The organism is Nonomuraea lactucae (assembly GCF_003313395.1).
GTDB classification, from domain to species: Bacteria; Actinomycetota; Actinomycetes; order Streptosporangiales; family Streptosporangiaceae; genus Nonomuraea; species Nonomuraea lactucae.
This window is the reverse complement of record NZ_QNFZ01000145.1, coordinates 1-6,147: the sequence shown is the minus strand read 5'-3', so window position 1 is coordinate 6,147 and position 6,147 is coordinate 1. Positions and strand designations below refer to the sequence as shown.

At 72.4% G+C, this 6,147-nt stretch carries 4 protein-coding genes; 1 reads left to right on the top strand and 3 read right to left on the bottom strand.

Going from position 1 to position 6,147, the window contains the following annotated elements; all coding sequences use genetic code 11:
• The 3 genes from DQW85_RS09810 to DQW85_RS09800 all read right to left on the bottom strand — a co-directional run.
• On the bottom strand, window positions 1-2,811 hold a 2,811-nt coding region (locus tag DQW85_RS09810), incomplete at its 3' end, for an alpha-mannosidase (RefSeq protein WP_162794868.1).
• Window positions 2,801-4,159 (bottom strand): 6-phospho-beta-glucosidase, encoded by a 1,359-nt coding sequence (locus DQW85_RS09805; protein ID WP_113700044.1) that lies wholly within the window; start codon window positions 4,157-4,159, stop codon window positions 2,801-2,803. The genes DQW85_RS09805 and DQW85_RS09810, both read right to left, overlap by 11 nt.
• Entirely contained in the window at window positions 4,156-4,911 is a 756-nt protein-coding gene (locus tag DQW85_RS09800; RefSeq protein ID WP_113700043.1) for a DeoR/GlpR family DNA-binding transcription regulator, read from the bottom strand. The genes DQW85_RS09805 and DQW85_RS09800 overlap by 4 nt, the downstream gene beginning before the upstream one ends.
• A gap of 138 nt (window positions 4,912-5,049) precedes the next feature.
• On the opposite strand from DQW85_RS09800, the gene DQW85_RS09795 reads away from it, so the two are divergent.
• On the top strand, window positions 5,050-6,021 hold the full coding sequence (locus tag DQW85_RS09795) for a carbohydrate kinase family protein (protein WP_113700042.1): 972 nt from the start codon (window positions 5,050-5,052) through the stop codon (window positions 6,019-6,021).
• Window positions 6,022-6,147 lie beyond the last annotated feature (126 nt).

The window sequence follows — 6,147 nt, the reverse complement described above, 5'->3', positions numbered from 1 at the left end:
GGTGCCGCCGGGCACGACGCGCAGGGGCAGGTTCAGCGCGTAGCCCGCCGCCACGGCGTCGCCCACGGTGGCGCCGGGCACCAGCGCGTACGTCATCCGGTGCGTGCCCTGGTCGGCCTCGGGATCGGGCGACTGCGGGGCGCGGACCAGGCTCAGCCGCGCTGTCGTTGTGGTGCCGCCGCCGGGGCGGGAGGTGCGGCCGACGTCGTGGCCGTAGGTGGAGTCGTTGGCGATGGCCACGCCGTAGCCGGGCTCGGCCACGTGGATCCAGCGATGGCAGGAGATCTCGAACCGCGCCGCGTCCCAGCTCGTGTTGGCGTGGGTGGGCCGGTGGACGTGGCCGTACTGGATCTCGGCGGCGGAGCGGTCGGCGTGCACGTCGAGGGGGAACGCGGCCTTGAGGATCTTCTGCCGCTCGTGCCAGTCGATCTCCGTGTCGATCTCGATCCGCGCGTTGCCCGCGCTCAGGCGTACGGTCTGGACGATCCGCGAGGTCCCGAAGACGCGCTCGATCCGGACGGCCGCGACCAGCGGGCCGCGCTCCACCACGGTGATCGACTCGACGTCGGTCAGGTCGGTGACCTGGCGCCGGTAGTGCCGGTCGATGTCCCAGGCGTCCCACATGTTGGGGAAGTCGGTGTGGAGCTGCAGCAGGTTGCCCCGGCCCTCCGGGGCGAGCACCTCGCGGTCCGCGACGAGGTCCCTGACCGAGCTGAACAGCCCCTGCTCGTCGATCAGCACCCGGACCAGGCCGTTGTCGAGCGTGGTGCCGCTGACGGTGACCGGCGCGACGCTCGGTGCGGTGGCCCATGCCGCCGATCCGACCCGGGCCGCTCCCGAGCCGGGAACCTCGACCAGCACGGCGGCCGAGCCGTCGGCGAGCGGCTGGGCTGAGGCGCCCGCCTGCTCACCCGGCACGGTGACGACCTCCGTGCGGGCCGCCGGTCCGGTGTTGAAGACCCACGCGGTCGTGCCGCCGCCCGCCAGCGCGGCGACGGCCGACTCGATGATCTCCTCCAGCTCGGCGCGGACCTCGGCGTAGGTCGCCTCGGCCTCGCGGTGCACCCAGGCGATCGAGCTGCCGGGCAGGATGTCGTGGAACTGGTGCAGGAGCACGACCTTCCAGAGCCGGTCCAGCCGGTCGTGCGGGTAGGGGTGCCCGGCGTGCACGGCGGCGGTGGCCGACCACAGCTCGGCCTCGCGCAGCAGGTGCTCGCTGCGCCGGTTGCCCGCCTTCGTCCGGGCCTGGCTGGTGTAGGTGGCCCGATGCAGCTCCAGGTAGAGCTCGCCGGACCAGACCGCGGCGTCGGGCAGCTCGGCCCTGGCCGCCTCGAAGAACGCGTCGGGGGCCTCGACCACCACCCGCGGCGAGCCCTCCAGGTCGCGCAGCCGCCGCGCCTTCTCCAGCATCTCGCGGGTGGGGCCGCCGCCGCCGTCGCCGTGCCCGAAGGGCAGCAGGGAACGGGTGCCCGCGCCCTTCTCCGAATAGTTGCGCACGGCGTGCGCCAGCTCGCCGCCCTCGAACGTGCCGTTGTAGGTGTCGGCCGGCGGGAAGTGGGTGAAGATCCGGGTGCCGTCGATGCCCTCCCACCAGAACGTGTGGTGGGGGAACTTGTTCGTCTGGTTCCATGAGATCTTCTGGGTGAGGAACCACTCCATCCCGGCCAGCCGGGCGATCTGCGGGTACGCGGCGGTGTATCCGAAGGAGTCGGGCAGCCACACCCCCCGGCACTCGACGCCGAACTCCTGCTGGAAGAACCGCTTGCCGTGGACGAGCTGCCGGGCCAGCGCCTCGCCGCCCGGGAGGTTGCCGTCGGCCTCCACCCACATGCCGCCGACCGGCACCCACTGCCCGGCCTTGACCGCCTCGCGCATCCGCTCGAAGATCGCCGGGAAGCGCTCCTTGACCCAGGCGTACTGCTGCGCCTGCGGCCCCGAGAACACGAACTCGGGGTAGTCGCGGGCCAGCGCCGTGACGTTGGCGAAGGTACGCCCGGTCTTGCGCTTGGTCTCCCTGATCGGCCAGAGCCAGGCGCTGTCGATGTGCGCGTGGCCGGTGGCGGAGATCGTGTGGGCGCTGGCGTGCGCCGGGGCGGCCAGCGCGTCGGCCAGGCAGGCGCGGGCCCGCGCGGCTGTGCCGGGGACGTCGTGGATGTCGAGCGCGTCCATGCCGCGCTCCAGCGCCCGCAGGATCTCGTGACGGCGCGGGGAGTCGACGGACAGCTCCTGCATCAGCTCCGTGAGCACCTCGATGTCCAGCCGCAGGTGCCAGACCTCCTCGTCGAGGACGGCCAGATCGGCCCTGGCCAGGCGGTAGAGCGGCGCATCGCCCGCCGTGGCCTTGTCGCCAAGGGGGGTCGGGACGAAGCCGCCCGCGAGGATGTCGGGGTTCGCGGCCATCTCCAGCAGCAGCCCGACCTCGTCGCCGGTGACGGGGACGTACTGGTTCATCGGCTCGATGCCCTTGACGGGGGCGCCGTCGAGGTCGTAGACCAGCGCCTCCGCCTGGTTGCCCGGCCAGTCGCCGACGAACCCCAGGTCGAAGACGGCCTCCACGCGCCGTCCCGCCCACGCGGCGGGCACGGTGCCCGTCGCGCGCAGCCAGGTCGTCGACCAGGGCCTGCCCCACGCCGTGCCGACCTCGAACGGCGCGTAGTCGGCCCTGAGCGCCTCCTCCACGGGCACCGGCTCGTCCGGCACGTGCCACGCGGCCAGCTCCAGGGGCACCCGCGCGGCGTGGACCGCGGGAGCGATCCGCTCCCGCAGCACCCGCTCGACGCGCTTCTCGACGAGTGACCGGTCATCGTGCATCGGTCTTCTGGCTCCTTCCGCGGAGGTAGCCGAGTTGCGGCAGCTCACGTTCGTAGTGTTCGAGGAGGCGGCGGGCGACGCCGACGGAGTCGACCAGCGGATGGGTGGCGAAGGCGCGCAGCGCCGCCGCGCGGGAGCCGGTCTCGGCAGCCTCGATCACGGCCTGCTCCACCGCCTTGACGGAGGCGACCAGACCGAGGGCGTGGCCGGGCAGCGGGTCGACGGACAGCGGGCGCGCCCCGTTGGCGTCGACGAAGCAGGGCACCTCCACGACGGCGTCGGGGCCAAGGCCGTCGATGGCGCCGCGCCCGCGCACGTTGAGGATGAGGGTGGCGCGCTCGTCCAGCGCGATGGCGCGCATGAGGGCCAGGGCGACCTGCTCGTAGCCGCCCGACTCCAGGTCGCGGGAGGTGCGGTCGCCCGCGCCCGCGGCCTCGCGGTTCTCCGCCATGTAGGTGGTCTCCCGCTCCAGCCTGGTGCTGTCCCAGGCGCTCAGCGCGGAGCCGCCCGTGTGGGAGTAGAACCGGCTCTGCTGCTCGATGAGCAGCGCGCCCCTGGTGCGCGAGGCGGCGCGGGCGGCGGCGACGGCCTCACGGGTGAAGTAGTAGTAGTGCAGGTACTCGTTCGGGATGCAGCCGATCGTCCGCAGCCACTCCGCGCCGAAGAGCCTGCCCTCCTCGAACGAGGTGAGCGCGCCGTCGTCGCGCAGCAGCCCGGGGAGCAGGTCGTGGCCGTCGACCCGCACCCCGCGCAGCCAGCCCAGGTGGTTGAGCCCGGCGTAGTCGAGCCAGACCGTCGCCGGGTCCACGCCCAGCGCGCCCGCCACCCTGCGGCCGAGCCCGACCGGCGAGTCGCAGATGCCGATGACGCGGTCGCCCAGGTAGGCGGACATCGCCTCGGTGACCAGGCCGGCGGGGTTGGTGAAGTTGATCACCCATGCCTCGGGGGCCAGCGCGGCGATGCGCCGGGCCAGGTCCAGGGCGACCGGCAGCGTGCGCAGCCCGTACGCGATGCCGCCCGCGCCGACGGTCTCCTGGCCGACCACGCCCTCCTCTAGGGCGACGCGCTCGTCCACCACCCGGCCTTCGAGCCCGCCGACGCGGACCGCGGAGAAGACGAACTGCGCTCCGGTTACCGCCTCGTCGAGGTCGGTGGTGACGCTGACCTCGGGGGCGTCGGGGACACCCATCGCCTGCTCGGCGAGGACCCGGCGGATGGCCTCGATCCTGGCCGGGTCGAGGTCGTGCAGTACGACGTGCGTGACCCGCCCCTTGCCGTGGTCGTCCAGCAGGGCCTGGTAGACGAGCGGCACACGGAACCCGCCGCCGCCCAGGATGGTCAGTCTCATACCTCGATCACCTCAACGCCCGCGTCCCGCAGTGTCAGCAACGTCGCCGGGTCGGTGGACGCGTTCGTGACCACGACGTCGAGCTCCTCCGGGCCGCACACCCTGGCCATTCCCGTGCCCGGGAACTTGCCCACGTCGGCCACCAGCACCACCTGGTCGCTCGCCGCGATCATGGCGCGCTTGACCGGCACCTCCACCACGGTGGTGTCCATGACGTGGCCGCCGGGACGCACGCCGCTGGTGCCGAGGAAGAGCCGGTCGGCCTTGACCTGCCGCAGGTTGTCCTCGGTGAGGAAGCCCACGATCGACCGGTATTCGCGGCGGACCATCCCGCCGAGCAGCACGATCTGGATGCTCTCCTCGTCGAGCAGCTCCTCCAGCACCGCGAGGCTGCTGGTGACGACCGTCAGTGAACGGCCGCGGAGCCTGCGCGCCACCTGGTGAGCTGTGGTGCCGATGTCAAGGAGGATCGTCTCGCCGTCCTTGATGATCTCTGCGCATCTCTGAGCGATCTTGTCCTTCTCTTCCGCCCGCGTGGCCGCGACTTCCCCGAACGGGTCGTCGCGCTGGTCGTCGATCGGCATGGCGCCGCCGTACACGCGTCTGAGCAAGCCCTGCTCGTCCAGCTGGACGAGATCGCGCCGGACCGTCGCCGTGCTGATGTCCAGCCGTCCCGCCAGGGCTTCGACCGTGGTGGGGCCATCCGATCGCACGATGCGCACGATCAACTCGTGCCGTCGGTCCCGAAGCATGACACGGACCGTATCGCGCAAAGTCGCTCACGACTAGGGGTCAAAGTTAGGCATCTTTGGGCGAACTCTTGCTAACTTCGGCAAAGAGCGGCAGCATCCACGGTACCAATTCACCCACCCGGGTCAGAAGTGAGCAGCATGGTGTCCAGCACCTCAGACCAGCAGCCGCTCGACGTTTTCGTCTCCGGCCTCCTCTTCTTCGACGTCGTCTTCTCCGGTCTCGACCACGCGCCCAAGCTGGGCACCGAGGCGTGGACGACAGACATGGCGACGGGGCCGGGCGGCATCGCCAACTTCGCGTACGCGCTCAGCCGGCTCGGGCTGCGCACGGGCCTGGCGGCGGCGTTCGGCGACGACACCTTCGGCCGCCACTGCTGGGACACGCTCACCGACCAGGAGGGCGTCGACCTCACCCGGTCGCGCCGCTTCCCCGGCTGGGCCACGCCGACCACCGTCTCGCTCGCCTACGACGGCGACCGCGCGCTGGTCACCCACGGCGCCCCGGCCCCGCTGAGCCCCGACGAGATGATCGGCGACCCGCCCCCGGCCCGCGCGGCGATCGTCCACCTGCGCCCGGAACCGGTCACCTGGCCGAGCCGCACCGGGGGGCTCGTCTTCGCCGACGTCGGCTGGGATCCGACCCAGCAGTGGCCGCGGTCCATGCTCGACCAGCTGAGCACGTGCCACGCCTTCATGCCCAACGCCCACGAGGCCATGAGCTACACCAGGACCGACACCCCCACGGCCGCGCTGTCCAAGCTGGCCGAGCTGGTGCCGCTGGCGGTCGTCACCCGTGGCGGCGACGGCGCCCTGGCCGCCGACGCGACCACCGGTGAGACCGCCGAGATCCCCGGTCTGCCCGTCGACGTGATCGACCCGACCGGCGCGGGAGACATCTTCGGCGCCGCACTCGTCGCCGCGACGCTCGCCGGGCTTCCGCTCGTCGAGCGGCTGCGCTTCGCCAACCTCTGCGCGGCGCTGTCCGTGCGCCGGGCGGGCGGAGCGTCGTCCGCACCCACCCTGGCGGACCTTTCCCGATGGTGGAAAGGCGTCGCCGACCCCCAGGTCCGCCGTGACCACGCGTTCATCTCCGATCTTCTGGAGGGTTAGACATGGAACTTTCTCGCAGGAACCTGCTCCGGGCCGGCCTCTTCTCCATCGCGGCGGCCGGGGTCGGGGGCACGGCGGCCTGCGGCGGCGGCAGCGGCGGGGGGACCGCCGGCGGCGCCAAGGAAC